Origin of the sequence: Streptomyces seoulensis, assembly GCF_004328625.1 — a bacterium.
Classification (GTDB): Bacteria; Actinomycetota; Actinomycetes; order Streptomycetales; family Streptomycetaceae; genus Streptomyces; species Streptomyces seoulensis.
Window position 1 is genome coordinate 2,914,070 of sequence record NZ_CP032229.1, and the last position, 26,661, is coordinate 2,940,730.

The 26,661-nt window shown below is 70.1% G+C and carries 16 protein-coding genes and 3 rRNA genes; 9 read left to right on the top strand and 10 right to left on the bottom strand.

The features are described from left to right. Nucleotides 1-9 precede the first annotated feature (9 nt). Nucleotides 10-1,452 carry a type VI secretion protein gene (locus tag D0Z67_RS13585; protein ID WP_031183925.1) on the top strand — a complete coding sequence of 481 codons (1,443 nt, stop codon included), beginning with the start codon at nt 10-12 and terminating at the stop codon, nt 1,450-1,452. Here the strand turns inward: D0Z67_RS13585 and D0Z67_RS13590 are convergent. Then, entirely contained in the window at nt 1,441-1,989 is a 549-nt protein-coding gene (locus D0Z67_RS13590) for a GNAT family N-acetyltransferase (protein ID WP_031183924.1), read from the bottom strand. The genes D0Z67_RS13585 and D0Z67_RS13590 overlap by 12 nt on opposite strands. Nucleotides 1,990-2,024: 35 nt before the next feature. Here D0Z67_RS13590 and D0Z67_RS13595 point away from each other — a divergent pair, with 35 nt between their 5' ends. Next, a complete protein-coding gene (locus D0Z67_RS13595; RefSeq protein ID WP_031183923.1) occupies nt 2,025-2,573 on the top strand; it encodes a cysteine hydrolase family protein in 549 nt (182 codons plus the stop codon). A 55-nt stretch (nt 2,574-2,628) separates the two neighbouring features. Here D0Z67_RS13595 and rrf read toward each other — a convergent pair. The 4 genes from rrf to D0Z67_RS13620 form a co-directional block, all read right to left on the bottom strand. Further along, nucleotides 2,629-2,745, bottom strand: a 5S ribosomal RNA gene (rrf, locus tag D0Z67_RS13600). Between the two features lie 81 nt (nt 2,746-2,826). Beyond that, nucleotides 2,827-5,947: ribosomal RNA gene (locus tag D0Z67_RS13605) — 23S ribosomal RNA — on the bottom strand. 292 nt (nt 5,948-6,239) lie between these two features. Beyond that, nucleotides 6,240-7,765 (bottom strand): 16S ribosomal RNA (locus tag D0Z67_RS13610). The 16S, 23S and 5S rRNA genes sit together here, the layout of an rRNA operon. A 664-nt stretch (nt 7,766-8,429) precedes the next feature. Next, a complete protein-coding gene (locus D0Z67_RS13620; protein ID WP_031179233.1) occupies nt 8,430-8,978 on the bottom strand; it encodes a MarR family winged helix-turn-helix transcriptional regulator in 549 nt (182 codons plus the stop codon). Between the two features lie 135 nt (nt 8,979-9,113). Here D0Z67_RS13620 and D0Z67_RS13625 point away from each other — a divergent pair, with 135 nt between their 5' ends. After that, a complete protein-coding gene (locus tag D0Z67_RS13625) occupies nt 9,114-10,376 on the top strand; it encodes an MFS transporter (RefSeq protein WP_031179232.1) in 1,263 nt (420 codons plus the stop codon). A gap of 88 nt (nt 10,377-10,464) precedes the next feature. On the opposite strand, the gene D0Z67_RS13630 is transcribed toward D0Z67_RS13625, so the two are convergent. After that, nucleotides 10,465-12,093, bottom strand: a complete 1,629-nt coding sequence (locus D0Z67_RS13630; protein WP_031179231.1) for an ATP-binding SpoIIE family protein phosphatase — start codon at nt 12,091-12,093, stop codon at nt 10,465-10,467. A gap of 132 nt (nt 12,094-12,225) precedes the next feature. Then, a complete protein-coding gene (locus tag D0Z67_RS13635) occupies nt 12,226-13,605 on the bottom strand; it encodes an NAD(P)/FAD-dependent oxidoreductase (protein ID WP_031179230.1) in 1,380 nt (459 codons plus the stop codon). Nucleotides 13,606-13,911: 306 nt separating this feature from the next. On the opposite strand from D0Z67_RS13635, the gene D0Z67_RS13640 reads away from it, so the two are divergent. Together D0Z67_RS13640 and D0Z67_RS13645 are read left to right on the top strand one after the other, a co-directional pair. Then, the gene (locus D0Z67_RS13640) at nt 13,912-14,625 is read left to right on the top strand and encodes a TetR/AcrR family transcriptional regulator (RefSeq protein WP_031179229.1); all 714 of its coding nucleotides are present in this window, start codon (nt 13,912-13,914) and stop codon (nt 14,623-14,625) included. 171 nt (nt 14,626-14,796) lie between these two features. Further along, nucleotides 14,797-16,737, top strand: coding sequence for a sigma-70 family RNA polymerase sigma factor (locus D0Z67_RS13645; RefSeq protein WP_031179228.1), 1,941 nt, complete (start codon nt 14,797-14,799; stop codon nt 16,735-16,737). 16 nt (nt 16,738-16,753) lie between these two features. Here D0Z67_RS13645 and D0Z67_RS13650 read toward each other — a convergent pair whose 3' ends face one another. Further along, nucleotides 16,754-18,841: an asparagine synthase-related protein gene (locus D0Z67_RS13650; RefSeq protein WP_031179227.1), complete on the bottom strand. Its 2,088-nt coding sequence runs from the start codon at nt 18,839-18,841 to the stop codon at nt 16,754-16,756. 759 nt (nt 18,842-19,600) lie between these two features. Here D0Z67_RS13650 and D0Z67_RS13655 point away from each other — a divergent pair. From D0Z67_RS13655 to D0Z67_RS13670, 4 genes are all read left to right on the top strand, one after another. Continuing rightward, entirely contained in the window at nt 19,601-21,025 is a 1,425-nt protein-coding gene (locus D0Z67_RS13655) for an NsdA family TPR-like regulatory protein (protein ID WP_031179226.1), read from the top strand. A gap of 69 nt (nt 21,026-21,094) precedes the next feature. Then, nucleotides 21,095-22,312: an L-2-hydroxyglutarate oxidase gene (lhgO, locus tag D0Z67_RS13660; RefSeq protein WP_031179225.1), complete on the top strand. Its 1,218-nt coding sequence runs from the start codon at nt 21,095-21,097 to the stop codon at nt 22,310-22,312. Nucleotides 22,313-22,348: 36 nt separating this feature from the next. Continuing rightward, complete coding sequence (gene trmB / locus D0Z67_RS13665; protein WP_031179224.1) at nt 22,349-23,167, top strand: tRNA (guanosine(46)-N7)-methyltransferase TrmB; 819 nt, start codon at nt 22,349-22,351, stop codon at nt 23,165-23,167. Nucleotides 23,168-23,224: 57 nt separating this feature from the next. Then, complete coding sequence (locus D0Z67_RS13670; RefSeq protein WP_234312579.1) at nt 23,225-24,514, top strand: PrsW family intramembrane metalloprotease; 1,290 nt, start codon at nt 23,225-23,227, stop codon at nt 24,512-24,514. Between the two features lie 79 nt (nt 24,515-24,593). Here the strand turns inward: D0Z67_RS13670 and D0Z67_RS13675 are convergent, their stop codons facing one another. Both D0Z67_RS13675 and D0Z67_RS13680 read right to left on the bottom strand, forming a co-directional pair. Next, nucleotides 24,594-25,541 carry an aldo/keto reductase gene (locus D0Z67_RS13675; RefSeq protein ID WP_031179222.1) on the bottom strand — a complete coding sequence of 316 codons (948 nt, stop codon included), beginning with the start codon at nt 25,539-25,541 and terminating at the stop codon, nt 24,594-24,596. Nucleotides 25,542-25,617: 76 nt separating this feature from the next. Further along, complete coding sequence (locus D0Z67_RS13680; RefSeq protein WP_031179221.1) at nt 25,618-26,658, bottom strand: M23 family metallopeptidase; 1,041 nt, start codon at nt 26,656-26,658, stop codon at nt 25,618-25,620. Nucleotides 26,659-26,661 lie beyond the last annotated feature (3 nt).

Consider the following 26,661-nt stretch of genomic DNA (forward strand, 5'->3'; position numbering starts at 1 on the left):
GGAGAGCACGTGCGAGCGGACGAGCGGGGCGCCGGCCGGGACGCCGGACGCGCGGGCGAGAGCGGCGGGATTCCGGACGGCCTCCTGGTCGGCCTGCTCGCCTTCCTCCTCGGCATGACGATCCTGGTGTGGACGGCCACCGGCCTCGCGGCCCTCTTCTCGCGGGGCGGCTGGCCGGCCCCGCTGGCCTTCACCCGCACCCCGCTCGCCATACGACACCTCGTCGCCCAGCCGCACGACATCGCCGGCGCCTGGACGGGGACCCCACCGGCTCAACTCCCCGGCTGGGGCCTCTTCTGGGGCCTGTTCATCGGCCAGCTGCTCATCCTGCTGGTCCTGACGGTCTTCGTCCTCGGCACGGTCGCCCGCTGGCGCGCGGGCCGGGTACGGAGGGTCGCGCCAACTCCCGTGGTCGAGAAGGCAGTACCGGAACCCCGGATCGAGCAGCCGGTCCTAGCAGTGCCGCCGCCCCCGGTCGTCATGGAGAAGCCCCAGCCGGCCGTGGAGCAGCCTCCGGCCCCCCGGGGCCCCCTGCGCTACGGCACCCCCGAGACCCGCCGCACCGCCGCGCTCACGGCCCTCCAGGACGCCCCCGGCCCCGCACTGGTCGTCACCTCCGACCCGGCCCTCTGGCAGGAGACCAAGGACGCGCGGGCCAAGCTCGGCCCGGTCCTGCTCTACGACCCCACCCACCGCTGCGACACCCCGGCCCGCCTGCACTGGTCACCCACGGCCGGCTGCGAGGACCGCCCCACCGCACTGAGCCGGGCCACGGCGCTTCTCGCCCCTGTCCGGCCCACGGCCCGTATCGACCAGGCCGTCACCGACACCGCCACCACCCTGCTGCGCAGCTTCCTGCACGCCGCCGCGCTGGACGGCCGCACCATCCGCCACGTCCACCGCTGGACCCAGGGCACCCAGCTCCAGGACGCGGTACGCACCCTGCGCACCCACCCCAAGGCGGCCCCCGGCTCGGCGGGCGAACTGGAGGCGGCCCTCACCTCGCACCCGGAACGCCGGGACATCGCGCAGGAGTTGACCAGCCGGGCGCTCTCCGCTCTTCTCACCGTCAACATCCGGGAATCGTGCACCCCACACCGAACCGACACGCTCGCCCTGGATTCCTTCGTCCACGAAGGGGGCACGCTTTATGTGGTCGGTGAACCCATCGAGGACCCCAGGACGCGGCCGGGCGCGATGCCCCTGCTGACGGCCCTCGTCTCGAGCGTGGTCGAGCACGGCCGGCGCATGGCCGAACGGTCATCCTCCGGTCGGCTCGACCCACCACTCACCCTGATCCTGGACGACGTGGCCGCGGTCGCCCCGCTCCCCCAACTCCCCGGCCTGCTCGGCACCGGCCCCGCCGAGGGCCTGCCGACACTCGCCCTGCTCCGCTCCCGCGAACAGGCCCGCTCCCGCTGGCCCCACGAGGACCTGGACCTACCGGTCTAGCGCGAACTCCAGCTCCCGCTCCTCCTCGTTCTTCGAGAACGAGACCACGAGCCCGGTCGGCTTGAACCCGGCCCGCAGATAAGCCCCCTGGGCCCGCGGATTGTCGGCGTGCACAAAGAGCCGCGCCCGCTCGGCGTCCTGCTCCCACGCCCAGGCGACACCGGCGTCCAGCAGCTGCTGGATCAGCCCGTTCCCCCGGTGCCCGGGCCGCACGAACACCCCGACCACATGCCCCTGCCGCCGCTCGACCGCATACCCGGCCCAGTCCTCGGACCCGGCCTCCTCCAGCAATACGGTCACCGACCCGGCCCACTCGCCGTCGGGCGCCTCGGCGATGAACTGCCGCACCCCGCCGCCCTGGGCGGCCCGCTCCTGCCAGAACGAGTCCGGCCGGGCGGCGGCCGTCTCATACGTCTCCAGGAACGCCAGATGAGCGACCGGATCGCGCAGCGCGTCCAGCCGCAGCCGCTTCACAGCCGCCCACTCCTCCGCCCGCACAGCCCGGACCACATACCCCTGACCACCCACAACTCCCATGCCCCCCACGGTAGTACGCCCGTAGAGTGACTCCCATGACAACCCTCCCCGACCGTGACCGCACGGCTCTCCTCGTCATCGACGTCCAGAACGACGTGGTGGCCGACAACCACGACCGTGACGGCGTCATCGCCCGCATCAGCACCCTGATCGACAAGGCTCGCGCCGAGGACGTACCGGTGGTCTGGGTCCAGCAGAACGACGACGAACTGTGGCGTGACAGCGCCGGCTGGGAGATCGTCCCCGAGTTGACGCCCCGGGACGGCGAGCCCGTCGTGCACAAGAGCTACCGCGACTCCTTCGAGGACACCGATCTGGAGTCCGTCCTCGCCGAACACCGCGTCGGCCGGCTCGTCGTGACGGGCGCCCAGACCGACTTCTGCATCCGCTCCACCCTCATGGGAGCCCTGGTCCGCGGCTACGACGCGCTTCTCGTCGCCGACGCCCACACCACGGAGGACCTCACCGCGTACGGCGCCCCGTCCCCGGAGCTGGTGATCGCGCACACCAACCTGTACTGGGGCGGGCAGCATGTCCCCGGCCGCAAGGGCGGGACGGTGAATACGACCGAGGTGGTGTTCTGATTCTGAACGCAGAAAACCCCCGCACCAAAGGTGCGGGGGTTTTCTCTTAAAATTAGTTCGGCGGCGTCCTACTCTCCCACAGGGTCCCCCCTGCAGTACCATCGGCGCTGTGAGGCTTAGCTTCCGGGTTCGGAATGTAACCGGGCGTTTCCCTCACGCTATGACCACCGAAACACTATGAAACTTTAACCGTCATGTGTGGCACATGAGGCTGTTCGTGGTTTCAGAACCAACACAGTGGACGCGAGCAACTGAGGACAAGCCCTCGGCCTATTAGTACCAGTCAACTCCACCCGTTACCAGGCTTCCATATCTGGCCTATCAACCCAGTCGTCTACTGGGAGCCTTACCCTCTCAAGGAGGTGGGAATACTCATCTCGAAGCAGGCTTCCCGCTTAGATGCTTTCAGCGGTTATCCCTCCCGAACGTAGCCAACCAGCCATGCCCTTGGCAGGACAACTGGCACACCAGAGGTTCGTCCGTCCCGGTCCTCTCGTACTAGGGACAGCCCTTCTCAATATTCCTACGCGCACAGCGGATAGGGACCGAACTGTCTCACGACGTTCTAAACCCAGCTCGCGTACCGCTTTAATGGGCGAACAGCCCAACCCTTGGGACCGACTCCAGCCCCAGGATGCGACGAGCCGACATCGAGGTGCCAAACCATCCCGTCGATATGGACTCTTGGGGAAGATCAGCCTGTTATCCCCGGGGTACCTTTTATCCGTTGAGCGACGGCGCTTCCACAAGCCACCGCCGGATCACTAGTCCCGACTTTCGTCCCTGCTCGACCCGTCGGTCTCACAGTCAAGCTCCCTTGTGCACTTACACTCAACACCTGATTGCCAACCAGGCTGAGGGAACCTTTGGGCGCCTCCGTTACTCTTTAGGAGGCAACCGCCCCAGTTAAACTACCCATCAGACACTGTCCCTGATCCGGATCACGGACCCAGGTTAGACATCCAGCACGACCAGACTGGTATTTCAACGACGACTCCACACACACTGGCGTGCATGCTTCAAAGTCTCCCAGCTATCCTACACAAGCCGAACCGAACACCAATATCAAACTGTAGTAAAGGTCCCGGGGTCTTTCCGTCCTGCTGCGCGAAACGAGCATCTTTACTCGTAGTGCAATTTCACCGGGCCTATGGTTGAGACAGTCGAGAAGTCGTTACGCCATTCGTGCAGGTCGGAACTTACCCGACAAGGAATTTCGCTACCTTAGGATGGTTATAGTTACCACCGCCGTTTACTGGCGCTTAAGTTATCAGCTTCGCCCTGTCGAAACAGGACTAACCGGTCCCCTTAACGTTCCAGCACCGGGCAGGCGTCAGTCCGTATACATCGCCTTACGGCTTCGCACGGACCTGTGTTTTTAGTAAACAGTCGCTTCTCGCTGGTCTCTGCGGCCACCCCCAGCTCACGGAGTAAATCCGATCACCAGTGATGGCCCCCCTTCTCCCGAAGTTACGGGGGCATTTTGCCGAGTTCCTTAACCATAGTTCACCCGAACGCCTCGGTATTCTCTACCTGACCACCTGAGTCGGTTTAGGGTACGGGCCGCCATGAAACTCGCTAGAGGCTTTTCTCGACAGCATAGGATCATCCACTTCACCACAATCGGCTCGGCATCAGGTCTCAGACTATGTGCAAGGCGGATTTGCCTACCTTGCGTCCTACACCCTTACCCCAGGGCAACCACCGCCTGGGCTGGACTACCTTCCTGCGTCACCCCATCACTCACCTACTAACCGCTTGGGCCGGCGGCTCCACCACTTTCCATTCCCCGAAGGGTCCGGAACGGCTTCACGGCCTTAGCATCACGATGCTCGATGTTTGACGCTTCACAGCGGGTACCGGAATATCAACCGGTTATCCATCGACTACGCCTGTCGGCCTCGCCTTAGGTCCCGACTTACCCTGGGCAGATCAGCTTGACCCAGGAACCCTTAGTCAATCGGCGCAAACGTTTCTCACGTTTGTATCGCTACTCATGCCTGCATTCTCACTCGTGAACCGTCCACAACTCGCTTCCGCGGCTGCTTCACCCGGCACACGACGCTCCCCTACCCATCCATACAGGCGTTGGCCCTATTGTATGAATGACACGACTTCGGCGGTACGCTTGAGCCCCGCTACATTGTCGGCGCGGAATCACTAGACCAGTGAGCTATTACGCACTCTTTCAAGGGTGGCTGCTTCTAAGCCAACCTCCTGGTTGTCTCTGCGACTCCACATCCTTTCCCACTTAGCGTACGCTTAGGGGCCTTAGTCGATGCTCTGGGCTGTTTCCCTCTCGACCATGGAGCTTATCCCCCACAGTCTCACTGCCGTGCTCTCACTTACCGGCATTCGGAGTTTGGCTAAGGTCAGTAACCCGGTAGGGCCCATCGCCTATCCAGTGCTCTACCTCCGGCAAGAAACACACGACGCTGCACCTAAATGCATTTCGGGGAGAACCAGCTATCACGGAGTTTGATTGGCCTTTCACCCCTAACCACAGGTCATCCCCCAGGTTTTCAACCCTGGTGGGTTCGGTCCTCCACGAAGTCTTACCTCCGCTTCAACCTGCCCATGGCTAGATCACTCCGCTTCGGGTCTTGAGCGCGCTACTGAATCGCCCTATTCGGACTCGCTTTCGCTACGGCTTCCCCACACGGGTTAACCTCGCAACACACCGCAAACTCGCAGGCTCATTCTTCAAAAGGCACGCAGTCACGAGACACAAGCAAGCTTGTGTCCGACGCTCCCACGGCTTGTAGGCACACGGTTTCAGGTACTATTTCACTCCGCTCCCGCGGTACTTTTCACCATTCCCTCACGGTACTATCCGCTATCGGTCACCAGGGAATATTTAGGCTTAGCGGGTGGTCCCGCCAGATTCACACGGGATTTCTCGGGCCCCGTGCTACTTGGGTGTCTCTCAAACGAGCCGCTGATGTTTCGACTACGGGGGTCTTACCCTCTACGCCGGACCTTTCGCATGTCCTTCGCCTACATCAACGGTTTCTGACTCGTCCTGTCGCCGGCAGACGACAGAAGAGAGATCCCACAACCCCGCACACGCAACCCCTGCCGGGTCTCACACGTATACGGTTTGGCCTCATCCGGTTTCGCTCGCCACTACTCCCGGAATCACGGTTGTTTTCTCTTCCTGAGGGTACTGAGATGTTTCACTTCCCCTCGTTCCCTCCACACTGCCTATGTGTTCAGCAGCGGGTGACAGCCCATGACGACTGCCGGGTTTCCCCATTCGGAAACCCCCGGATCAAAGCCTGGTTGACGGCTCCCCGGGGACTATCGTGGCCTCCCACGTCCTTCATCGGTTCCTGGTGCCAAGGCATCCACCGTGCGCCCTTAAAAACTTGGCCACAGATGCTCGCGTCCACTGTGCAGTTCTCAAACAACGACCAGCCACCCGTCACAGCCTGCACAGAGCAGACTTTTACCGGGGCCGGCGAATGAGGGGATTCATTCCCTCAGACACCCAACAGCGTGCCCGACACCCTTCCCCGCTTCCATCCGTTCCACGCCGAAGCAGTACTAGGAGAAAGTCAGTGAAGTGTGCCGAATAGTCAACGTTCCACCCATGAGCAACCAGCATCGAACATTCGCCGATGTACTGGCCTCTGGACCGCTAGGCGGCCTAGAAGTGCTCCTTAGAAAGGAGGTGATCCAGCCGCACCTTCCGGTACGGCTACCTTGTTACGACTTCGTCCCAATCGCCAGTCCCACCTTCGACAGCTCCCTCCCACAAGGGGTTGGGCCACCGGCTTCGGGTGTTACCGACTTTCGTGACGTGACGGGCGGTGTGTACAAGGCCCGGGAACGTATTCACCGCAGCAATGCTGATCTGCGATTACTAGCAACTCCGACTTCATGGGGTCGAGTTGCAGACCCCAATCCGAACTGAGACAGGCTTTTTGAGATTCGCTCCACCTCACGGTTTCGCAGCTCATTGTACCTGCCATTGTAGCACGTGTGCAGCCCAAGACATAAGGGGCATGATGACTTGACGTCGTCCCCACCTTCCTCCGAGTTGACCCCGGCAGTCTCCTGTGAGTCCCCATCACCCCGAAGGGCATGCTGGCAACACAGAACAAGGGTTGCGCTCGTTGCGGGACTTAACCCAACATCTCACGACACGAGCTGACGACAGCCATGCACCACCTGTACACCGACCACAAGGGGGGCACCATCTCTGATGCTTTCCGGTGTATGTCAAGCCTTGGTAAGGTTCTTCGCGTTGCGTCGAATTAAGCCACATGCTCCGCTGCTTGTGCGGGCCCCCGTCAATTCCTTTGAGTTTTAGCCTTGCGGCCGTACTCCCCAGGCGGGGCACTTAATGCGTTAGCTGCGGCACCGACGACGTGGAATGTCGCCAACACCTAGTGCCCACCGTTTACGGCGTGGACTACCAGGGTATCTAATCCTGTTCGCTCCCCACGCTTTCGCTCCTCAGCGTCAGTAATGGCCCAGAGATCCGCCTTCGCCACCGGTGTTCCTCCTGATATCTGCGCATTTCACCGCTACACCAGGAATTCCGATCTCCCCTACCACACTCTAGCTAGCCCGTATCGACTGCAGACCCGAGGTTAAGCCTCGGGCTTTCACAATCGACGTGACAAGCCGCCTACGAGCTCTTTACGCCCAATAATTCCGGACAACGCTTGCGCCCTACGTATTACCGCGGCTGCTGGCACGTAGTTAGCCGGCGCTTCTTCTGCAGGTACCGTCACTTTCGCTTCTTCCCTGCTGAAAGAGGTTTACAACCCGAAGGCCGTCATCCCTCACGCGGCGTCGCTGCATCAGGCTTTCGCCCATTGTGCAATATTCCCCACTGCTGCCTCCCGTAGGAGTCTGGGCCGTGTCTCAGTCCCAGTGTGGCCGGTCGCCCTCTCAGGCCGGCTACCCGTCGTCGCCTTGGTGAGCCATTACCTCACCAACAAGCTGATAGGCCGCGGGCTCATCCTTCACCGCCGGAGCTTTTAACCGCAGACCATGCGATCCGCAGTGTTATCCGGTATTAGACCCCGTTTCCAGGGCTTGTCCCAGAGTGAAGGGCAGATTGCCCACGTGTTACTCACCCGTTCGCCACTAATCCCCACCGAAGTGGTTCATCGTTCGACTTGCATGTGTTAAGCACGCCGCCAGCGTTCGTCCTGAGCCAGGATCAAACTCTCCGTGAATGTTTACTCGGCCAGTAAATTAATACAGCCGGTCGACACACACGAGAGCGGAACCATCGGAGGAATAGTCCGATGGTTCACAGCGTCCTCGCTGTGTTTTTTCAAAGGAACCTCGTCCCAGTCAGTGACTGGAGACGGGGTTATCAACATATCTGGCGTTGACTTTTAGCACGCTGTTGAGTTCTCAAGGAACGGTCGCTTCCTTTGTACTCACCCTCTCGGGCTTTCCTCCGGGCTTCCCTTCGGTGTTTCCGACTCTACCAGATCTTTTTCCGATCCGATTTCCTCGGTGCTTTCCAGTTCTTCGCTTTCGCGTTTCCCTTTCCGGCGGTTCCGACTCTATCAGATCCTTTCGGCGTCTGATTCCCAGTCAGAGGGGGTTGTCTTCCCGGCCCGCTGGGCCGTTCCGACGTCTCAAACCTTAGCGGATCATCCCCGGCAGTTCCTAATCGGGCCGCCGGTTCCCATTCGAATTGAATTCGGACGCGCCGAAAGCAATCCCAGGGGGATGGTCGTACTGGTTGGTGTGAGGTTGCCGCTCCAGGCGGCGAGGTGCTGCGGAGAACCGTTACGGCTCTGTGCAACCCGAAGAACTTTACGGACTCGCCGGGGACGGGTCAAGCCCCCCCTGTCAAGATTTTTTCCGTCGGCCCTGTTCAGGCCGTCAGTCCAGGTCGGAGAGCCGGCCCTCGGCGTCGGGCTGGGCGTGCTCCACGCGGCGCAGGAGCCGGGTGAGGACCTCTCCCAGCACCGAGCGCTCCCCGGAGGTGAGGTCCTGGAGCAGGTCCTCCTCGAAGACCGTCGCCATGCGCATCGCCTCCAGCCACTTCTCGCGGCCGTCGGTCGTCAGTTCCACGATGACACGGACGCGGTTGGACTCGTCGCGCTCCCGGGTGACCAGGCCCTCGGTGACCATGCGGTCGATCCGGTGGGTCATCGCGGCCGGGGTGAGGCCGAGCCGCTTGGCCAGTTCGCCGGGGCCCAGCCGGTACGGGGCGCCGGAGAGGACCAGGGCCTTCAGTACTTCCCACTCCGCGTTGCTGATGCCCAGCTCGGCGGTCTGGCGGCCGTACGCCACGTTCATGCGGCGGTTCAGCCGGGACAGCGCCGACACGATCTCCTCGACCTGGGGGTCGAGGTCCTGGAACTCGCGCTGGTAGGCGGCGATCTGTTCTTCGAGTGTCGGCTCCGGGACGCCGGCGGTGTCGGCCATGGCAAGGAGTATGGCACGCGGAGTCTTTGCCTTGAAGTCCTTCGGCATGTACTCTTTAGCTTCGAACTTTAGCTTTGAAGTCTTCACTCCTAACTTGTGGAAGAGGTGAACGTGACCAGGGCGATGGGGGCGGCGATGCCCCGCATCCACGTGGGCAACGCGCTCAGCGCGTTCGGACTCGGCTTCACGGTCCCGTATCTGTACGTCTATGTGGCGCAGGTGCGAGGGCTGGGGGCCATGACGGCCGGGCTGGTGCTCGCCGTCTTCGCCGTGGCGGCGCTGATCGCGCTGCCCTTCGCCGGGCGGGCGATCGTCCGGCGCGGTCCGTTGCCCGTCCTGCTCGTCGCCCTGGTCCTGTCCGCGCTCGGCGCCCTGGGCCTGGGGCTGGCGGGCAGTGCGGTGTCCGTACTGCTGACGGCGGCCGCGCTCGGTGCCGGGCAGGCGGTGATGCAGCCCGCGCTGGCGACGATGATCGTGGACTGCTCGACCACCGCGACCCGGTCGCGGGCGTTCGCCATGCAGTTCTTCCTGCAGAACCTCGGTCTGGGCGTCGGCGGGCTCATAGGCGGCCATCTGGTCGACACGAGCCGCGCCTCCTCCTTCACCGTGCTGTTCACCATCGAGGCCACGATCTTCCTGCTGCTCGCCGTACTGATGGCGACGGTCCGGATGCCGCGTGCCCCGCGCATCACCGACCTGCCCTCCGGTTCGGCCGGGGGCGGCTGGCGGCAGCTCGTGCGGAACCGGGCGATGGTCCAGCTCTGCGTGCTGGGCTTCGTGCTGTTCTTCGCCTGCTACGGCCAGTTCGAGTCCGGTCTGAGCGCCTACGGCGTCGAGGCCGCCGGGATATCCACGTCCACGCTGGGCACCGCGCTCGCCGCCAACACGATGATGATCGTCGTGGCGCAGTTCGCCGTGCTGAAGCTGGTCGAGCGCCGGCGCCGGTCGCGGGTGATCGCGGTGGTCGGCATGATCTGGACCGTGGCCTGGCTGGCGGCGGGTTACGCGGGTCTCGGGCACGGCAGCCAGGAGATGGCCACGGCCGCCTTCGTCTCGACGTACGCGCTGTTCGGGCTCGGGGAGGCGATGCTGTCGCCGACCGTGGCACCGCTGGTCGCCGATCTGGCGCCGGAGGGCATGGCCGGGCAGTACAACTCCGCGTTCGCGCTGGTCAAGCAGTTGGCGCTGGCGGTCGGGCCGGCCATCGGCGGGCCGCTGGGCGCCTCGCTGCACGCGCCGTACATCGTGACGTTCGCGCTGTTCTCGGTGGCGATCAGTGTGCTGGCGGTGCGGCTGGGCCGGCGGCTCACGCCCGCGCAGGACCACCCGTGGGCCGCGCACGCCAAGAGCCGGGTCGTGGCGCGGGGCGGAGCCCCGGCGGAGTCGGTCAGCGCATAAGCAGTACGTACACACGGCGGAAGGGCCGGGAGCGCCTCAGGTGCTCCCGGCCCTTCTCGTACGTCCGGGGCCTCAGATGTCCGGGGCCTCAGCGCTTCGGGAGGAGGAACTCGCACCAGACCGCCTTGCCGCCGCCCGGGGTGCGGCGGGAGCCCCAGCCCGAGGCGATGGTGGCGACGATGTCGATGCCGCGCCCGGACTCGTCGGCCGGTTCGGCGCGGCGGCGGCGCGGGAGGTGGTCGTCGCCGTCGGTGACCTCGATGATCAGGCGGCGGTCGGTGCGGCGCAGCCGGAGCCGCATGGGCGGGGTGCCGTGCTGGAGGGAGTTGGCGACCAGCTCGCTGGTGGCGAGGACGCCGAGGTCGTGGAGTTCGGTGGGGAAGCGCCAGCTCGTGAGGACGCCGGAGGCGAAGGCGCGGGCGCGCGGGGCGGCCTCGACTCCGCCGAGGAGGTCCAAGGCCGCGTTGCGGAAGAGGTCGGCGGCGGGGCCGGTGCGGTGCGGGTGCTGGAGGACGAGGACGGCCACGTCGTCGTCGTGGTCGGCGGTGACGCCGGCCGAGCGGACCAGGCGGTCGCAGACGACCTGGGGCGTGCCGGTGGCGCCGGAGAGGGCGCGGGCCAGGGCGGCGATGCCCTCGTCGAGGTCCTGGTCGCGCCGTTCGACCAGGCCGTCGGTGTAGAGGACGGCGGTGGCGCCGGGGCCGAGGGGGACGGAGCCGGAGGAGTGGACCCAGCCGCCGGTGCCCAGCGGGGGGCCGGTGGGTTCGTCGGCGCGCAGGACCTCGCCGTTCTCGTCGCGGACCAGGATCGGCAGGTGTCCGGCGGAGGCGTAGACCAGGCGGCCCTCGTTGGGGTCGTGGACGGCGTAGACGCAGGTGGCGATCTGGTTGGCGTCGATCTCCACGGCGAGGCCGTCGAGGAGCTGGAGTACTTCGTGCGGGGGGAGGTCGAGGCGGGCGTAGGCGCGGACGGCGGTGCGGAGCTGGCCCATGACGGCGGCGGCGCGCACGCCCCGGCCCATGACGTCGCCGATGACGAGGGCGGTGCGGCCGCCGCCGAGGGTGATGACGTCGTACCAGTCGCCGCCGACCGCGGCCTCGGTGCCGCCGGGCTGGTAGGTGGCGGCCACGCGCAGGTCGTCGGGTTCCTCCAGGTCCTGCGGGAGCAGGGAGCGCTGGAGGGTGACGGCGGTCTGGCGCTGGGTGCGTTCGCTGGCACGCAGTCGTTCGGCGGCCTCGGCGTGGTCGGTGACGTCGGTGGCGAACACGAGGACGCCGGCGTCGCGGTCGCCGTGGCCGGTGACCGGGGTGCAGGTGAACGTGTACGAGCGGCCGTCGACCGCCTTGCGGGACTTCAGGGTGCGGGGTCTGCCGCTGCGCAGCACCTGGTCGAGGAGGGGGAAGAGGCCCAGCTCGGCGAGTTCGGGGAGGGTGTCGCGGGCCGGGGTGCCGGGGGCGCGGGGGCCGAAGGCGGCGGTGTAGGCGGCGTTGACGTGGGCGAGGCGGTGGTCGGGGCCGTGGACCAGGGCGACGAGGGCCGGGACGCGGTCGAGGACCTCGCGGGTGGGCAGGGCGTCGACGGCGGAGGCGGGGTGTCCGGCGCGGGCGGCGGGCACCGGGCTCTCGCCGCGCCGGTCCGGAGGGACCGTCTGCTCGGTCCGCGCTGCGGCGCGGCGCTGCGTTCCGGGGAGCCGGGCGCTCCAGCGCGTGAAGTTCACAGTGGGGAAAGCCTCGCGTGTGCAGAGGGGCGGGCTGTTGCCCGTCCGAGGATGTGGAGCAGTCTGGCAGGTGGCCGTCCGCGGCGACATCCGTCAGACGGCCGTACGGGCCGGGGAAGTTCCCGGCTCGGGTCAGGACGACCCCTTCGGGGGGTCCGGGTGCCGCCGTGGGGGTTTTCCACCGGCCGCGCGTTCGAACTCGGCCCGCGGGTGTTCGAGTGAGCCGAGGGAGACGATCTCCCGTTTGAAGAGGCCGGCGAGGGTCCATTCGGCGAGCACGCGGGCCTTGCGGTTGAAGGTGGGCACCCGGCTGAGGTGGTACGCCCGGTGCAGCAGCCAGGCGGGGCGGCCGGTGAGCCGGCGGCCGTACACCTGGGCGACGCCCTTGTGCAGGCCGAGGGAGGCGACGGCGCCGAGCTGCCGGTGGGAGTAGGTGCGCAGGGGTTCGCCGCGCAGGGTGTGCACGATGTTGTCGCCGAGCACCCTGGCCTGGCGCAGCGCGTGCTGGGCGTTGGGCGCGGTGGTGGCGCCGGGCTCGGTGGCGGTGACGTCGGGTACGGCGGCGGCGTCGCCGGCGGCCCAGGCGTGCTCGGTGCCCTCGACGGCGAGCTGGGCGGTGCAGCGCAGCCTGCCGCGCGGGTCGAGGGGCAGGTCGGTGGCGGCCAGTACCGGGTGGGGTTTGACGCCGGCGGTCCAGACGACGGTGCGGGTGGGGAAGCGGCGGCCGTCGCTGAGGACGGCGACCCGGCCGGCGCAGGATTCGAGGCGGGTGTCGAGCAGCACCTGGATGTTGCGGCGGCGCAGCTGGGTGACGGTGTGGCGGCCCAGTTCGGGGCCGACCTCGGGCAGCACCCGGCCGGTGGCCTCCACCAGCACCCACTTCATGTCCTCGGGCCGCAGGTTGGGGTAGTACCGGGCGGCGTAGCGGGCCATGTCCTGGAGTTCGCCGAGGGCCTCCACCCCGGCGTAGCCGCCGCCGACGAAGACGAAGGTGAGGGCGGCGTCGCGCAGGGCGGGGTCGCGGGTGGAGGAGGCGATGTCCATCTGTTCGATGACGTGGTTGCGCAGCCCGATGGCCTCCTCGACGGTCTTGAAGCCGATGGCGTGCTCGGCGAGGCCGGGGACGGGCAGGGTGCGGGAGACGGAGCCGGGGGCGAGGACGAGTTCGTCGTAGCCGAACAGTTCGGCGGCCCGGCCGTGCCGCTCGGTGGCGAGGGTGGTGACGGCGGCGGTGCGTACGGCGTGGTCGACGGCGGTGACCTCGCCGATGACCACGCGGCACTCGGGCAGCACGCGGCGCAGGGGGACGACGACATGGCGCGGGGAGATCGAGCCGGCGGCCGCCTCGGGAAGGAACGGCTGGTAGGTCATATAGGGGTCGGGACTGACCACGGTGATCTCGATGTCACCCCGTCTGAGCTGCCGTTTCAGTTTCCGCTGGAGACGCAGGGCGGTGTACATGCCGACGTAGCCACCGCCGACGACCAGAATGCGCACGCGTTCCTTCACCATCCCATGACGCACCCGGCGCTGTTGTTTGTCCACAGCCTTGGCAATGTGTGTGACCGGCGGCCGGATGTGCGGGGTACGGAATCCGGACATAAATGGCTCGTACTCCGATCGAGGGGCGCACTGTGCGGAACCTACCCCTTCTGAATTGACTCCCGCTCAACTATGTTGCTGTGTCGACGGGGTGCGGGAGGGTCGTCGAGGGGGTCGCCGGGTGCGGGCCCGCTCAGGACCGGCGCCAGTTTTCCGCGCTTTCGGAAATCAGTGGCGGGGAGTCTCCGGGGGGAGACGTCATTACCGGGGGAAGACATGCATGTTCAGGACACGCACTGGTCGGCGGCGCCCCTCGCGTCGGCGGGACGTACCGGCGGCGGGCGCGCGGCGCCGCTGCGGGTGGACGCGCAGCGCAATCTGGAGCACGTGCTGAGGGCGGCGCGTGAGGTGTTCGGCGAGCTGGGCTACGGCGCGCCGATGGAGGACGTGGCGCGGCGGGCGCGGGTCGGTGTGGGCACGGTGTACCGGCGGTTCCCCAGCAAGGACGTACTGGTGCGGCGGATCGCCGAGGAGGAGACCGCGCGGCTGACCGAGCAGGCGCGGACCGCGCTGGGCCAGGAGGACGAGCCGTGGTCGGCGCTCTCCCGCTTCCTGCGCACCTCGGTGGCGTCCGGCGCGGGCCGGCTGCTGCCGCCGCAGGTGCTGCGGGTGGGGGTCGCCGAGGAGGGCGGTGCCCCGGCGACCGACGAGGCGCGGGTCCCGCAGCAGCGGTCCCAGGCCGGCGCGGGTGAGCTGCGGCTGGTGGACAGCGGCGGCGAGCCGGGTACGGCGGCGCTGCTGGAGGTGGTCGGCCGGCTGGTGGAGCGGGCCCGCGCGGCCGGGGAGCTGCGGGCCGACGTGTCCGTCTCCGACGTGCTCCTGGTGATCGCCACGGCGGCGCCCTCGCTGCCGGACGCGGCGCAGCAGGCGGCCGCCTCCGCGCGGCTGCTCGACATCCTGCTGGAGGGTCTGCGGTCCCGGCCCGCGTAGGCACGCCGAACCCCCCTTCCGGGGCTGCTTGTTCGGAACTGTTTGCGGGTGGTTGGTGAAACTTCCGCTCGGATGAGTGACGGGTCGGACGAGTGGACCGGTGGTGAATACGGCTATGGCACGCTGAGCCCGTTAAGGATCGGGCTGTGCCGGTGTCGGGGGCTTTACGCGATGGGCGTTGACGGGTGGGACGGCGCGCGCGCCGACGGTAGTGGTGACGCGGAGGTCCGGGGGCTGACCTCGCCGCAGGTGCCGAGCCAGGGCGGCCGGGCCACCTCCGGCGGCGCCGAGCGGGCGAGCCTCCCGGCCCAGCGCGAGGGCAGCGCCCTGCCGCCCCCGCCGGACGCGCCGCCCGCCGACGGCGAGCTGATCGAGCGGATGCGCGCCGGGGACGACTCGGCGTACGAGGAGCTGTACCGGCGGCACGCGGACGCGGTGCGACGCTACGCGCGTACCTGCTGCCGGGACGGGCACACCGCCGACGACCTCACCGCCGAGGTGTTCGCCCGCATGCTCCAGGCGGTGCGCGGCGGTTCGGGGCCCGAGTACGCGGTGCGCGCCTATCTGCTGACCTCGGTGCGCCGGGTCGCCGCGCACTGGACGCAGTCCGCCAAGCGCGAGCAACTCGTGGACGACTTCGCGGTGTTCGCCCAGCAGGCGTCCAGGGCGGCCGAAGCGGCCGACGACACCGGGTCCCTGGGTGCCTTCGGCGCCGATCTGGGCGCCGACGTACGGGCGATGCACGAGGCCGAACAGACCCTGGCCATGCAGGCGTTCCGCTCGCTGCCCGAGCGCTGGCAGGCGGTGCTGTGGCACACCGAGGTGGAGGACGAGTCGCCCAGCGAGGTGGCCGTGCTGTTCGGTCTGGACGCCAACGGCACGCGGGTGCTGGCCAGTCGGGCCCGTGAGGGACTGAAGCAGGCGTATCTCCAGGCACATGTCAGCGCGACCCTGGTGAACGACGAGGAGTGCGCGCGCTACGCCGACCAGCTCGGTGGCTACGCGCGTCGAAAGCTGCGCATCCGGGCCGAGCGCGGGCTGCGCAAGCACCTGGAGGAGTGCGCCAAGTGCCGCCTCGCGGCCGCGCAGATCGAGGAAGTGGCCGGGGGCATCCCGGCCGTCGTCCCGATCGCGGTCATCGGCTGGTTCGGCGCCGCCGGGTACGCCAAGGCGCTCGGTGTCATCGCCGGGGGCGCGGGCGTGGGCGCCGCGGGTGCCGCCGCTGCCGCGACCGGGTCCACCGGGGGTGGTGCGGCGGGCGGTGGCGCGGCCTCGGAGGGGCTGGGCGCGCCGGTGAAGGCGGGCATCGCCACGGGTGTGGTCGCGGTGGCGGCCGCCGCGGTGGCCCTGGCGCTGGTGAACGACAGCCACCCGGCCAAGGAGATCGCCAAGCCGTCGCCGTCCGCGCCGGTGGTCCAGCAGACCCCGCCGCCCGCGCCGCCTCCGCCGGCCAGGAAGAAGGAGCCCGCGCCGAAGCCGCCCGCTCCGCCCGCGCCCGCCCCCGCCGTCCCGGTGGCGGAGAAGCCGGAGCCGAAGCCCACCCCGAAGCCCACGCCCACGCCCACCCCGACCCCGAAGCCGACGCCCAGGCCGAAGCCGACCCCCACCCCCACCCCCACGCCCCCGAGGCCGACCCCCACGCCGACCCCGACCCCTACCCCTCCGCCGCCCCCGCCCCGGTCCTACGAGCTGAGCGAGCTGAGCTACGACCTCACCGGCGACGGCTCCGAGCCCGAGGTGCGGCTCGGCGACAGCAGCTGGGTGTGGCAGCGGTACGGCATGTCGATCGGCGGCGAGCAGTACTCCCCCGGTGTCACGGTGCGCGGCGACTCCTCGGTGACCGTCGACCTCAACCGCGAGTGCAGCGCCTATGACGCGGTGGTCGGGGTGGACGACATGACGCTGGGCCTCGGCAAGGTCGCCTTCGCGGTGTACGCGGACGGCGCCCGCCTGTGGCAGTCCGGCACCGTCTCCGGCGGCGACCCGGCGGTACCGGTCCACGTGAACCTGGCCGGGCGGAAGACGGTACGGCTGGTGGTGGAGCCCCGGGGTACCCACTTCGACCGGGCGGCCCTGGCGGACTGGGCGAAGTCCCGCTTCAGCTGCGGTTAGCGGGCGAGACACCCCCTCAGCTTGGGCGGGCTCCGGCTCGCAGGGCGCCCCGCTGTGGGGCGATGCCGGCCGGGACGGCGCGGGCGCGGGCCGGGGTGCCGGTCCAGCAGGTGCCGCGGCGGGACAGGAGCCGGCCGAGCCAGAGTTCCAGGGAGACGAGGTCGGCGAGGCCGTCCAGCGGGAGGGGTTCGCCGGCGGCGGCCTCCCGGACCGCCTTGCGGACCACGCGGGCCTCGACCAGCCCGGCGTCCGCGAGCAGCGGGGTGTCGAAGAGGTCGACCAGGGAGTCGGCGGCCAGCCGCAGGCCGGTGCGGGCGGCGGCGGCCGAGGACGCGTGGGACGGGGTGCCCCAGCCGGGCGGCAGGTCGGTGACCCCGGCGCCCTCCAGCACCGTGCGCAGTACGGCGGCGCGGGCGCCGGGCTTGACCCGCAGGGCTTCGGGGAGGTCGCGGCAGGCGCGGACGACCTGGTTGTCGAGGAAGGGCGCGTGCAGCCGCTGCGAGCGGACCTCGGCGGCCTGTTCGAGGACGCGGAGATCGGCCGCGTGCCGGGCGAGGACGGTACGGGCGCGGAACTCGCCGGGTCTCTGGCCGGGGCCGCCGGCCGCCCGGTCGGCGCCGGTCTGCAGGAGAACCGATACTTCGGCCAGTGCTTCCCCGGTGAGCCACCTGGCGGCCGGACCGGGTCTCGCCCAGGTCAGCGCGGCGAGCGAGGCACCGACCGGCCCCTTGGGCTCGTCGAACCGGCGCCGCATCAGCCGCTCGGCCAGCGCCTCCAGACCGGTGCGGTACGGGGTGCGGGACAGCCGCCGGGCGGCGCCGTACACCCGGGCGGGGACGAGGACCGAGCCGTCGGCACGGGTGAGGGCGGCGACCGGGCGGACCAGATGGCGCCGCTGGCGGTCCAGCAGCAGGTCGGCCAGGCGGGCCGGGTGGGCGTCGAGCACCTGGCGGGCGCCGTGGCCGGTGAAGTGGTCGGCGCTGCCCGCCGCGAGCCGGGCGCGGTGCCGGGCGGCGGTGACCAGGGAGGGGCCGGGCTCGTCGGTGAGGGGGCCGTCGAGGTCGGCGTAGGGGAGGGTGTCCTCGGCGCCGGTGACCACCACGTGGTGCAGGCGGGGGTTGGCGGCGAGGGCTCCGGCCCGTTCGAGTTCGGCCTCGCGGCCGCCGACGGCCAGGTCGTTGAAGGTGACGGCGAGGAGGCGCTCGCCCGCGCCGGTGCCGTGGCCGAGGAGGGTGCCGGGCCGGCCGGGGAGCCCGGCGGCGAGCAGGGCCAGGGTGCCGGAGGCAGGGCCGCCGGAGAGGTCGGCGCCGATGCCGGGCACCGGCATGCCGCGGGCCGCCCGCCGTTCGGCCGGGCCCATGCCGGGCACCGGGCCGGGGTCGAGTCCGGGGACGTGCCGGGGAGCGGCGAGGCGGACCCGTACGGCTTCCACCAGGGCGTCGCGTACGGCGTCCACCGCGCGGTCGGGGTCGGCGGGAGGCGCGGCGACGGCGAGGGAGGCGACCGGCTCGTAGCCGACGATCTCGCGCGCTCCGGCGCGCAGCACCAGCGCGTGGCCGGGCGCGACGCGGCGGACGCCCTCGTAGGGGGTGGTGTCGCGCAGGGCGGCCGGTACCTCCGGGGCGGCGAGGAGGGCGGCGAGGTGGCCGAAGTCGAGGTTCGCCTCGGTGAGGTCGGCGAGCGGGAGGGCCGCGGTGGCGTAGGCGGTGCCGCCCTCCCAGGGAGCGTGGAACACCGGGCGGGCGCCCGCGAGGTCGCCGCAGACGGTGATGCGCCGGCCCGCCTGGACGACGGCGGTGTAGCTGCCCGGCCAGGCGGTGAGATGGCGCAGGGCGCCACCGCGCGCGGTGAACAGACCGCGCCGCAGCTCCTCGTCGGAGGCGCCGCAGATGCCGAGGACGGCGATGCGGTTCTGGGCGTCGGCGTGCACCACGCGGACCTCGTCGGGGCGCCAGTCGCCCACCGCCCACAGCGGGTCGGGGTCGCCCCACAGCAGATGGGAGCCGACGGGGCGCAGGGTCTCTCCCTCGTACCCGGTGGCTCCCGCGGTCTCGGCGCCGAGAGCGCGCGCGGCGGTGCTGCTCCAACCCACCAACCACCGCATCGACGCCTCCACAGGCTGTGGACCACCAGAGCACCGCACGAACCGGACCCCATGCTGCCATGAAGAACGCGCCGGGGAAGGGTGGTGGCGCCGCCTTCGATCGAGGGAAATCACCAGGAAACACGGTGGGGCCCGGCGCGCGGCCGGGACACGGCGGGGCGCGGCGGGCAGGATGAACTCGGGTCCGGCCTGCACGGGTTGGCGAGTGAAGGGCGTGGGGGGAGCGATGCGAATGCGCCCCGGTTCACTCCCCCGGAACGCCTTTCGCGCCCTCAAGTGCCGTGGTGGGAACGCAAATGCAGGCGGGAGAACGACGGCTGTTTTCGGCCAAGTTGGCGACAGGGCACGGGATTTGAGCACGCTCCGTACAGGCCCTGCGGAGCGCACGGCGGCCCGGCGAGCGCGCACGGCCCGGGAGGCGGGCGTCGCCTCCCGGACCGGTCCACCGCCCGCGGGGATGTAGGCGGCGGCGTCCCCCAGCCCACTGGACGCAAGTACAGCGGGCCGACCCACGCACCGCCATGGAACCGCTCCCCCGGTGGCCGGACCAGAGCGCACGGACAGGCGCACGGCCACACGCGCCGGGGCACGCCGCGACGGTCCGTGCACGGTGCGTACAGGGCCGTACTCCCGTACGGACCGCAATCACGCCATCCGGAACAATGCCCCTTAACGCTTGGGATGCGGCGAACTACGCTGTGTTTACGAATGCCGCGTGGTTATGCCAGCGGGGCAGCCGTCTGTGTCGAGGGGTGGCGCATGTCCAGGGAGCAACGCGGGCCGAACGAGAAACTCGGCACCGTTCTCGCCCTCGCGGGAATCAGCAACGCGGGCCTCGCGCGCCGGGTCAACGACCTGGGCGCGCAACGGGGTCTGACACTCCGGTACGACAAGACCTCGGTCGCGCGCTGGGTGTCGAAGGGCATGGTGCCGCAGGGTGCGGCGCCGCATCTGATCGCGGCCGCGATCGGGCAGAAGCTCGGCCGGCCGGTGCCGCTGCACGAGATCGGCCTCGCCGACGCCGACCCCGCGCCCGAGGTGGGCCTCGCCTTCCCGCGCGACGTGGGGCAGGCGGTGCGCTCGGCGACCGACCTGTACCGCCTGGACCTGGCAGGACGCCGTGCCGGGTCGGGCGGGATCTGGCAGTCGCTGGCCGGGTCGTTCGCCGTGAGCGCCTACGCGACGCCCGCTTCCCGATGGCTGATAACCCCCGCCGACAGCTCGGTCGAGCGGGAGGCGCACCCCGAGGGCGGCGCCTCCGCACCGATCAAAGTCGGCCACAGCGATGTGCAGAAGCTCCGGGAGGCCGCCGAGGACGCCCGGCGCTGGGACTCCAAGTACGGCGGCGGCGACTGGCGTTCCTCGATGGTGCCGGAGTGCCTCCGGGTGGAGGCGGCCCCGCTGCTGCTCGGCTCCTACTCCGACGAGGTGGGCCGCGCGCTGTTCGGCGCGGGTGCCGAACTGACCCGGCTGGCGGGGTGGATGGCCTTCGACACCGGCCAGCAGGAGGCGGCCCAGCGGTACTACATCCAGGCGCTCCGGCTGGCCCGCGCGGCGGCCGACGTACCCCTCGGCGGGTACGTGCTCGCCTCCATGTCCCTCCAGGCGACCTACCGGGGCTTCGGCGACGAGGGCGTGGACCTCGCCCAGGCCGCTCTTGAGCGCAACCGGGGGCTGGCCACCGCGCGCACGATGAGCTTCTTCCGGCTGGTCGAGGCGCGGGCCCACGCGCGCGCGGGCGACGCGCACGCGGCCGGGGCCGCCCTGAAGTCGTCCGAGGGCTGGCTGGAGCGGTCCCGCGAGGGCGACAGCGACCCGACGTGGCTCGGCTTCTACGGGTACGACCGCTTCGCCGCCGACGCCGCCGAGTGCTACCGCGATCTCAAGGCACCCCGGCAGGTGCGCCGCTTCACCGAGCAGGCGCTGTCCCAGCCGACCGAGGAGTTCGTCCGCTCGCACGGGCTGCGCCTGGTGGTCTCCGCCGTGGCCGAACTGGAGTCGGGCAACCTGGACGCCGCCTGCGAGCAGGGCGTACGCGCGGTCGAGGTGGCCGGCCGCATCTCCTCCGCCCGCACCACCGAGTACGTCAAGGACCTCCTGCACCGCCTGGAGCCCTACGGCGACGAACCCCGCGTGGTGGAACTCCGCGAACGGGCCCGCCCGCTGCTGATGGCTCCTGCCTAGTGGCACAAGCCTGCTGTGGCGCGGTTTGAAGGCGTTGTCAGTGGCGCAGTGCACTATCGAGGCCGGGAGGTGGTGCAAGTGCGGGCGGACGCGTACGACTGCGATGTGCTGGTGGTCGGTGGCGGCATCGTCGGGCTGTCGACGGCGTACGCCCTGACGCGCGCCGCGCCCGGCACGCGGGTCACCGTGCTGGAGAAGGAGCCGGGACCGGCCCGCCACCAGACGGGCCGCAACAGCGGGGTCGTGCACAGCGGCATCTACTACCGGCCGGGCTCGCTCAAGGCGCGGTACGCGGTGCGCGGCGCCGCCGAGATGATCAAGTTCTGCGCGGAGTACGGCATCGACCACTCCGTCACCGGCAAGCTGATCGTCGCCACCGACCGCGCCGAGCTGCCCCGGCTGCACGCCCTGGTGCAGCGCGGCCGGGAGAACGGCATCCCGGTCCGCGAGCTGGGCGCCGCCCAGATCGCCGAATACGAGCCCGAGGTGCGCGGCCTGGCCGCGATCCACGTCGGCACGACCGGCGTCTGCGACTTCACCGCCGTCGCCCGGCAGCTGGCCCGCGCCTCCGGCGCCGAGATCCGGTACGGCTCCCGGGTCGTCCGGGTGGACCGGCGCCCCGACCGGGGCGTGGCGGTGCTGACCTCGGCCGGCCAGGTGGTCCGCGCCCGCGTCCTGGTCAACTGCGCGGGCCTGTACTGCGACGAGCTGGCCCGCCTCACCGGGGACGAGCCGGGGGTGCGGATCGTGCCGTTCCGGGGCGAGTACTACGAGCTGGCCCGACCCGAGCTGGTGCGCGGACTGGTCTACCCGGTGCCCGACCCGGCGTTCCCCTTCCTCGGCGTCCACCTGACCAAGGGCCTCGACGGCGGGGTCCACGTCGGCCCCAACGCCGTCCCGGCGCTCGCCCGCGAGGGGTACGGCTGGGGCGTGGTCCGCCCGCGCGAGCTGGCCTCCACGGCCACCTGGCCCGGCGCCTGGGCCCTGGCCCGCAAGCACTGGCGCTACGGCGCGGGCGAGCTGCGCCGCTCGCTGTCCAAGCCCGCCTTCCTGGACGCGGTCCGCCGTATGGTGCCCGGTGTGGAGGAGCGGGATCTGGTCCGCGCCCCGGCCGGCGTCCGCGCCCAGGCGGTCACCCGCGACGGCACCCTGGTCGACGACTTCCTCATCCGCGAGGGCGCCCGCGCGGTGCATGTCCTCAACGCCCCGTCCCCGGCGGCGACGGCTTCTCTGCCGATCGGCCGCGAGGTCGGCCGGCGGACACTGGAGATGCTGCGGGCCCTGTGAGAGCGGGGCTGGGGAGCGCCTAAAATCGGAGGCACTGTGTCTGACTCCGTGAACACCCCCGAAGCCATCCGGCCCGCCGAGGCCGGGCCGTCCGCGCGCACCTCGCGGAGCAAGGGCGAGCCCCGGTTCCCGGACGGGCCGCGGCCCGACCCCGCCGGATCGCACTTCGAGCGGCGCATCCGCAGCTTCCAGCCCCGGCGCAGCCGGGTCACCACCGGGCAGGCCGACGCGCTTGAGCGGCTGTGGCCGCAGTGGGGGCTGGACATCGACGGACAGCGGGTCATCGACCTCGCGGAGCTGTTCGGAAACCCGAACCCCGTCGTCCTGGAGATCGGCTTCGGCATGGGCGAGGCCACCGCGCAGATGGCGGCGGCCGACCCGGACACCAACATCCTCGCCGTCGACGTGCACACCCCCGGCCAGGGCAACCTGCTCAACCTCGCCGAGCAGGGCGGCCTGACCAACATCCGGGTCGGCAACGGCGACGCGATCATCCTGCTGCGCGAGATGCTCACCCCCGACTCCCTCGACGGGCTCCGCGTCTACTTCCCCGACCCCTGGCCGAAGAAGCGGCACCACAAGCGGCGGCTGATCCAGCCCGAGTTCCTCACCCTCGCCGCGACCCGGCTGGCGCCCGGCGCGACCGTGCACTGCGCGACGGACTGGGAGCCGTACGCCGAGCAGATGCTGGAGGTGCTGGACGCGCACCCCGCCTTCGAGAACACCAGCCCCGGGAGCGGCTACGCCCCGCGCCCCGCGTTCCGCCCGCTGACCCGCTTCGAGGGCCAGGGCCTGGACAAGGGCCACGTGGTGAACGACCTGCTCTTCCGCCGCGTACCGGACACCAACCCGTAGCCCACCGGGCCGTAAAGCCCCAGGCCGTACGGTCCACTGACCGTTAAGGTCGATGTCGTGGCCATCAGTTCTCCGTCGTACCCGCCCCACACCGACGGCCCCCGGCCGGTCTGGTGGCGGCGGGAGTGGGTGCGGCACGGGGCGCTGGCCGGGCTGCTGGCGCTGTCCGGGCTGGTGATCCTGGCGCTGGTGCGGCGGCAGACCGGCACGGAGGGGTTCCTCGTCGGGCTGGGGCTGGCCGTGGTGCCGGTGCCCTGGCTGATAGCCGCGTTCCGCTGGCTGGACCGAGTACGGCCCGGACCCTGGCGGAACCTGCTGTTCGCGTTCGCCTGGGGTGCCTGCGCGGCGGCGCTGATCGCCATCGTCGCCAACAGCTTCGCCACCCACTGGATCGCCACCGCGACCGCCGACCCCTCCGGCGCGGACACGCTCGGCGCGACGGTGATCGCGCCGGTGGTGGAGGAGTCAGCGAAGGCCGCCGCCGTCCTGCTGGTGTTCGTCTTCCGCAGACGGGACTTCACCGGGCCGGTCGGGGGCGCGGCGATAGCCGGGGTGACCGCGACGGGGTTCGCGTTCACCGAGAACATCCTCTACCTGGGCAACGCCTTCGGCACCGACCAGTCCATCGGCACCTCGGGCATCGTCTCGGTGACCGCCGCGACGTTCTTCGTGCGCGGGGTGATGTCGCCCTTCGCGCATCCCCTGTTCACCGTGTTCACCGGCATCGGCTTCGGCCTGGCCGCCCTGCCCCGCAGGCGCCGGCGCCCGGTACTGCGGGTGCTCCTCCCGCTGGGCGGCCTGCTGCTCGCCATGGGCATGCACGCCCTGTGGAACGGCTCGGCCGCCTTCGGCCAGTTCGGCTTCCTCGTCGTCTACGGCGGCTTCATGGCCCCGGCGTTCGGCTTGCTGGCCTGGCTGCTGATCCGCGCCCGGCAGCGCGAACTCCGCGTGGCCCGCGAGGAACTCCCCGTCTACGTCTACGCCGGCTGGCTGGCCCCCGCCGAACCCTTCGCCCTCGGCTCACTGCGCGCCCGCCGCCTGGCCCGCGACCACGCCCGCCGCTTCCTCGGCGGCCGCCCGGCCGCCCGCGCGGTGGTCCACTACGAGACCACCGCCACGGAACTGGCCCTCCTCCGCCACCGCGCCCGCGCCGGCCGCGTCGGCCCGGACTTCTCCGCCCGCGAGCACGAACTCCTCACGGCCCTCTGGCAGACCAGGGCCGCCTCCCGCCCGGCCCTGGAATACGCGGCCCACGCAACGTCCCCACCCCCGGCCCCGGTGACCTACTGGCAACGCTACGGCCACCCGGCACCCCCGTACGCGGGCTACAACCCGTACCGCACATAGGGGCACCGGGGGCGAGCGCCAACCCAAAGGGGCGCGGGGGACTGCGCGACCAGCCACACGAACCCGCAGCCGCGGACTCTCAGGCGGAGGCCTCCGTCAGCAACTCCAGCTCCGCCCCCGTCAGCCGCAGCTCCGCCACATCCACCAGCGCCGGAAGCTGATCCACAGTCCGCGCGGAAGCAATCGGTGCGGCGACAGTCGGCTGAGCAGCGAGCCACGCCAGCGCGACCGTGGCCACGGCGGTGTCATGAGCCGAGGCCACCTCGTCCAGCGCGGCCAGCACCTTCTGACCCCGCTCGGAATCAAGATGCTTCGCCACGGACCCGGCCCGCGCACTCTCCACCTTCACTCCCGCCCGGTACTTCCCGGTCAGGAACCCGGACGCCAGCGCGAAGTACGGCACGGCCGACAGCCCCTCCCGAGCGGCCACATCCTGCAACGGCCCCTCGTAGGTGTCGCGCGAGACGAGGTTGTAGTGCGGCTGGAGCGCCACGTACCGCGCCAGCCCCGCCCGCTCGGAGAACTCCAGCGACTCCTTCAGCCGCTCGGCACTGATGTTGGACGCGCCGATGTACCGCACCTTCCCCGCCCGCACCAGCTCGTCCAGCGCCCCGATGATCTCCTCGACGGGCACCTCGGGCTGGTCGAAGTGGGTGTAGTAGAGGTCGATGTGATCGGTACCGAGACGGCGCAGGGAGGCGTCGGCGGCGGCCTTGATGTTCGCGGCCCCGAGGCCCTTGAAGTCGGGATGCTGGCTGACCTTGGTGGCGATGACGACCTGGTCGCGGACCCCCCGCGCCCGCACCCACTCACCGAGGATCGTCTCGGACTCCCCGCCCTGGTTGCCCTCGACCCAGGCCGAGTAGGAGTCCGCGGTGTCGATGAAGTTGCCGCCCGCAAAACGGTACGCGTCGAGGACGGCGAAGGACGTGTCCCGGTCGGCGGTCCAGCCGAAGACGTTGCCGCCGAGGGCGAGCGGGAAGACCTCAATGGAGGAGGAGCCGAGCTTGCGCAGAGAAGCAGTCATGTCTTCTCAACGATCACTCGGACCCCGTCCATTCCGCTTCCGGAGCAAGGACCCGGTCAAGCCCCGGCAGGACGGCTCAGGGGGTGAGCCCCTTGCCCCGCAGCCACGCGCCGGGGTCGATTCCGGTGGGCTGCCCGCCGGGGTGGACCTCCAGGTGGAGGTGCGGCCCGGTGACGTTGCCGGTGGCGCCGACGCGGCCGATGACCTCGCCGGTGGAGACCTTCTGCCCGGCGCTGACGCTGATCGAGGACTGGTGGCAGAACCACAGCTCGGTGCCGTCGTCCAGGGTGAGGATCGTGCGGTAGCCGTACGCCCCGGCCCAGCCCGCCTCGGTGACCGTGCCGCTGTGGATCGCCTTGATCAGTGTCCCGGTGGGCGCGGCGAAGTCGAGCCCGGTGTGGTACCCGGAGGACCACATCGAGCCGGCCTGCCCGAAGGTCGAGGTGATCGTGTACGAGGAGGTCGGCAGCGTGTACTGCTTGGCCAGCGTGGCGAGCCGGGCCGCCTCCGCCTTCTTCTCGGCGTCGGCCTCCGCCTTCTCCTTGGCCGCGGCGGCCTTCACGGAGGCTTCCTTCGCGGCCTTGGCGGCGGCCTCTGCGGCCTGCTGGTCGGCCTTGGCGACGGCGGCCGCGGTGGCCCGGCTGTCGGCCTTGCTCTGCTGCCGCTCGGCCTGGGCCATGATCCGGCTGCGCAGCGCCTCGCCCGCGTCGGCGGTGGAGTCGTCGCTCGCGACGGCGGCCGTGGCGGTGGCGACACCGGCGAGGGAGGCGGCGGGCGGGGCCGTGTCGTGGTGCCCGTCGATCAGGGAGTCCACGGAGGGCAGGTCGGGCAGCGCGATGGAGACGGGCGGCTTGCCGGTGTTGGCGCTCGCCATGCCACCGGCGCCCACGGCGGCGATGACACCGACGCCGAGGACGGTGGAGCTGCGGGCGAGTCCGCCGCCGCGCTGCTTGGCCACCCGGTGCCGGCCGCGTACGGCGGGCTCCAGGGCGACGGACTCCTCGGTGGGGTTCCACTCCTCCCACGGGCCGTCGTCGGCACGGGGGGCACCGTAGGCAAAGGGCTCACTCGCGTCCGGCGCGAACGGGGCTTGTGGGGCAGGCCGGTTGGACGCCACGCG

What these genes read in the sequence shown, in the direction of transcription:
- D0Z67_RS13590 (WP_031183924.1), bottom strand. Translation starts at nt 1,989, where the DNA reads ATGGGAGTTGTGGGTGGTCAGGGGTATGTGGTCCGGGCTGTGCGGGCG.
- D0Z67_RS13595 (WP_031183923.1), top strand. Translation starts at nt 2,025, where the DNA reads ATGACAACCCTCCCCGACCGTGACCGCACGGCTCTCCTCGTCATCGAC.
- D0Z67_RS13620 (WP_031179233.1), bottom strand. Translation starts at nt 8,978, where the DNA reads ATGGCCGACACCGCCGGCGTCCCGGAGCCGACACTCGAAGAACAGATC.
- D0Z67_RS13625 (WP_031179232.1), top strand. Translation starts at nt 9,114, where the DNA reads ATGCCCCGCATCCACGTGGGCAACGCGCTCAGCGCGTTCGGACTCGGC.
- D0Z67_RS13635 (WP_031179230.1), bottom strand. Translation starts at nt 13,605, where the DNA reads ATGGTGAAGGAACGCGTGCGCATTCTGGTCGTCGGCGGTGGCTACGTC.
- D0Z67_RS13640 (WP_031179229.1), top strand. Translation starts at nt 13,912, where the DNA reads ATGCATGTTCAGGACACGCACTGGTCGGCGGCGCCCCTCGCGTCGGCG.
- D0Z67_RS13645 (WP_031179228.1), top strand. Translation starts at nt 14,797, where the DNA reads ATGGGCGTTGACGGGTGGGACGGCGCGCGCGCCGACGGTAGTGGTGAC.
- D0Z67_RS13650 (WP_031179227.1), bottom strand. Translation starts at nt 18,841, where the DNA reads ATGCGGTGGTTGGTGGGTTGGAGCAGCACCGCCGCGCGCGCTCTCGGC.
- D0Z67_RS13655 (WP_031179226.1), top strand. Translation starts at nt 19,601, where the DNA reads ATGTCCAGGGAGCAACGCGGGCCGAACGAGAAACTCGGCACCGTTCTC.
- D0Z67_RS13675 (WP_031179222.1), bottom strand. Translation starts at nt 25,541, where the DNA reads ATGACTGCTTCTCTGCGCAAGCTCGGCTCCTCCTCCATTGAGGTCTTC.